The organism is Micromonospora globispora, assembly GCF_003857015.1.
GTDB lineage: Bacteria > Actinomycetota > Actinomycetes > Mycobacteriales > Micromonosporaceae > Micromonospora > Micromonospora globispora.
In genome coordinates this window covers 1-3,490 of sequence record NZ_QGGF01000468.1, presented here as the reverse complement: position 1 = coordinate 3,490, position 3,490 = coordinate 1, and the positions used below count along the sequence as shown (strand labels likewise).

Below are 3,490 nucleotides of genomic sequence, written 5' to 3'. Positions count from 1 at the left end.
GTCCTGCTGGTCGCTCGCCGCGCCCGCCGCTGGTACGACGAGGCCGACGTGCAGCTCGCCCGGGCCTTCGCGGCGCGGGCCGGGGCCGCGCTGACCACCGCGCTGCTCTACCGCGACCAGGCCGAGGTTGCCGACACCCTGCAGGCGAGCCTGGTGCCGGTCGAGCCGGCCGCGACGGCCGGGGTCCAGTGGGGCACCGCGTACCGCCCGGCGCAGGCCGGGCTGCGCATCGGCGGCGACTTCTACGGTTCGCACCGGCTCGCCGACGGCGGTTCGGTCTTCTTCCTCGGCGACGTCTCCGGCAAGGGGGTGGAGGCGGCCGTCTTCACCGGCCAGCTCCGGCAGTGCATGCAGGCCCTGCACCGGGTCGAGTCGCACCCGGGGCGCCTGCTGCGGCTGCTCAACGGCGCGCTGCTGGAGACCACCCAGGCGCACGGCCAGGGGCGGTTCGCCACCATGGTGCTCGGCGTGGTGCGGCCACACCGGGACGGCGGGCTCATCCTGACCATGGCCGGCGGTGGGCACCTCCCGCCGCTGGTGCTGCGCGCCTCCGGCGAGGTGGAAGTGGTGCCGCTGAGCGGGATGCTGATCGGCGTGGTGCCCGATCCGCGGATCGGCGAAGTGACCGTCCGGTTAGAGCCGGGCGAGACCTGCCTGCTCTACAGCGACGGCGTGACCGAGGCGCGCGGGGGCCGGCGGGGAGACGAGCAGTTCGGCGCCGAACGGCTGGTCAACGCCCTCTCCGGCTGCCACCGGATGCCGGCGCCCGCGCTCGCCGAGCGGATCGAGCAGGTGACCTGCGACTGGCTGGCCCACCGCGACCACGACGACATCGCCGTGCTCGCCCTGCGCGCCGCCGGCCCCGGGGCCCGCCCGTCCCGACACCTGCACGCGGTGCCCGCCCCGGCCCGGTCCGACAACCTGAGGGAGATCAACGCGTGACGGCGACCACCACCGAGGCCGATCCGGCCCACGCCTACCGGGGCTACCTGGAGTCGCTGGAGGACGCGGACGAGTACGCCGCCGTCGAGGTGGCAGTGGGGCTGCTGGACGGCGGGATCCCCGCCGAGCGGGTCCTGCTCGACCTGGTCGCGCCGGCGCAGGCCGAGGTGGGGGAGCGGTGGGCGCGCAACGAGTGGAGCGTCGCCCAGGAGCACGCGGCCACCCACATCAGTGAGCGGGTGGTGGCGGCGGTTGCCGCGCACGCCAATCCGCGCCCGGTCCGCGGCCGGATCGTGGTGGCCTGCATGGACGGGGAGTGGCACGCGCTGCCGCCCCGGCTGGTGGCCGAGGTGCTGCGGCTGCGCGGCTGGCAGGTGACCTTCCTCGGCGCCAGCGTCCCGGCCGCGCACCTGGTGTCGTACCTGCACCGGTACGACGCGCACGCGGTCGCGCTGGCCTGCGCGCTGCCGATGCGGCTGCCGTACGCGCACCGCATGATCGAGGCGTGTCGCCGCTCCGACGTGCCGGTGGTGGTGGGTGGCCGCGGCTTCGGTGACGACGGTCGCTGGGCGCGGCGGCTCGGAGTGGCCTGGGCCCCGGACGCGCCGGCCGCCGCGGATCTGGTGGCCGACGAGCGGGCGCTGCGCCGGGTTCCGCCCGCGCAGCTCGACCATCTCGCCGACGACGAGTACGCGAGCCTGGTCAAGCGGCGCGGCGAGCTGATCGACAGCGCCCTGGCCGACCTGCGGAAGCGGGTGCCCAGCGTGAACCGCTACACGCCGGCGCAACTCGACTCGACGATCAGCGACCTGGGTTACATCGTGGACTTCCTGGCCGCCGCGCTCTATGTGGACGACGCGACGCTGCTCACCGAGTTCATCGAGTGGTTGGTCGCGATCCTGGCCAGCCGCGGGGTGCCGGCCGGTGCGATCGGCCTCACCCTCGACCACTACGGTCTCCAGCTGCGGGACTTCCCTCGGGCCGCCCGGTTCCTGGGGCTGGCCCGGGCGGTGGTGACCGACCTGGCGAACCAGGCAGGACGCTGAACCGCCGGTTACCGGCGTGGACATGATCCCTGCGTATACTTGCTGCACTGCAAGGATCCGCCTGAGGTGGGAGCGAGAGGGATCACGTTGGCGTTCACCGTCACGTACGCCCCGCAGGACGGCGGCGGGGCGTGCCTCCGGCTCGCCGGAGAGCTCGATCTGAGCACCGCCCCCGAGCTCAACGCCGCAATCGACCGGCTCACCGCCGAGGGCGAGCGACACCTCCTGCTGGATCTCAGTGGGCTGACCTTCTGCGACTCGACCGGCATCGCCGCCTTCGTCCGCGGCGACAACCGGGCCGGGGCCGACGGCGGGTGGCTGCGGGTCACCGGGGCCACCGGGCGGGTCGCGCGGGTGCTTCAGGTCACCGGTCTGGCCGAGGTTCTCAGATATGAGGCGGAAACGTCCGGCACGAGGTCGCCGTCCGCCCCGTGATCAGCTAGATTTCCCCGCCAGCAGGTGACCGAGAGGTCCCGATCCACCTCCAACACGAAGCAGGTACATCCATGGGTCCAGGCAGCCCCAGCCCGGTTCGCATCCTGGTGGTGGACGACGACCCCGGTGACGTCCTCATGATCGAGGAGGCCCTCGAGGACTCCGACGTCGAGAAGGTCATCGACGTGGTCAACGACGGCCAGGAGGCGATGGAGTTCCTCCGCCGCGAGGGCCGGCACACCGAGGCCCGCCGCCCGGACGTGATCCTGCTGGATCTGAACATGCCCCGGATGGACGGGCGGCAGGTGCTCGGCGAGGTGAAGCAGGACGAGGACCTGCGCACCATCCCGATCGTGGTGCTGACCACGTCGAACGCGGACACGGACATCGTCGGCAGCTACACCCTCCAGGCCAACGCGTACGTGACGAAGCCGATCGACCTGGACGACTTCAACGACGTGGTGCGTCGCATCGACGAGTTCTTCGGCCGCGTGGTGGTCCTGCCCAAGCGCTCCTGACGGGCCTCGCGTCCGTCCCGCCCGGGCTCCCGGCCGGGGCGGCGCCGTTTCCGCGGCATTGTCCACGCCCGGACCCGGGTCGTCGACACCTCTCGGATGCTGAACATTTTTCCGGAACGGCCTTGGCCGTCCGCCGCGTCGCGCAGGATCGGCAGGTGGGGAAGAAACATCAGCTGCCTGGGGGGCGACAGTATGAGGTTCTCCGTCGTTGAGACCGGCTACGACCAGCGGCAGGTGGACTCCTGCCTCAACGAGCTGGGCATCCGGTTGACCCGGCTCGCGGCGCGCGCGGAGAGCGCCGCGGGAGTCGGTCGCGAGTGGGACCAGATCCGGCAGGAGGCGACCCACCTGCTGGACCTGTTGGAGCGGCGGGTGGCGGCGACCGAGGTGGATGCGGCGGTCGTCCGCAGCGGCGCCACCGCGGTGGAGCGGGAGGCGGCCGAGCTGCTGGCCCGGGCCCGCAGCGAGCTCGACGCCGCCCGTGAGGAGGCCCGGGTAGTCCGCGAGCGCGCGTACGCCGAGCACGGGGAGCGGGCCACCACGGTGGTC

Annotated in this window: 5 protein-coding genes; all 5 read left to right on the top strand. The window is 72.9% G+C overall.

All coding sequences use genetic code 11. The features are described from left to right. On the top strand, window positions 1-942 hold a 942-nt coding region (locus DKL51_RS25180; protein ID WP_148097841.1), incomplete at its 5' end, for a PP2C family protein-serine/threonine phosphatase. Then, window positions 939-1,988, top strand: coding sequence for a cobalamin B12-binding domain-containing protein (locus DKL51_RS25175; protein ID WP_109946197.1), 1,050 nt, complete (start codon window positions 939-941; stop codon window positions 1,986-1,988). The genes DKL51_RS25180 and DKL51_RS25175, both read left to right, overlap by 4 nt. A 66-nt stretch (window positions 1,989-2,054) precedes the next feature. Further along, window positions 2,055-2,423: an STAS domain-containing protein gene (locus DKL51_RS25170; protein ID WP_243422549.1), complete on the top strand. Its 369-nt coding sequence runs from the start codon at window positions 2,055-2,057 to the stop codon at window positions 2,421-2,423. Between the two features lie 71 nt (window positions 2,424-2,494). After that, window positions 2,495-2,941: a response regulator gene (locus DKL51_RS25165; RefSeq protein WP_109946199.1), complete on the top strand. Its 447-nt coding sequence runs from the start codon at window positions 2,495-2,497 to the stop codon at window positions 2,939-2,941. Window positions 2,942-3,133: 192 nt separating this feature from the next. Beyond that, window positions 3,134-3,490, top strand: a 357-nt coding sequence (locus DKL51_RS25160; RefSeq protein WP_124812572.1) for an ATPase, incomplete at its 3' end; no start/stop codon positions are given.

What these genes read in the sequence shown, in the direction of transcription:
- DKL51_RS25165 (WP_109946199.1), top strand. Translation starts at nt 2,495, where the DNA reads ATGGGTCCAGGCAGCCCCAGCCCGGTTCGCATCCTGGTGGTGGACGAC.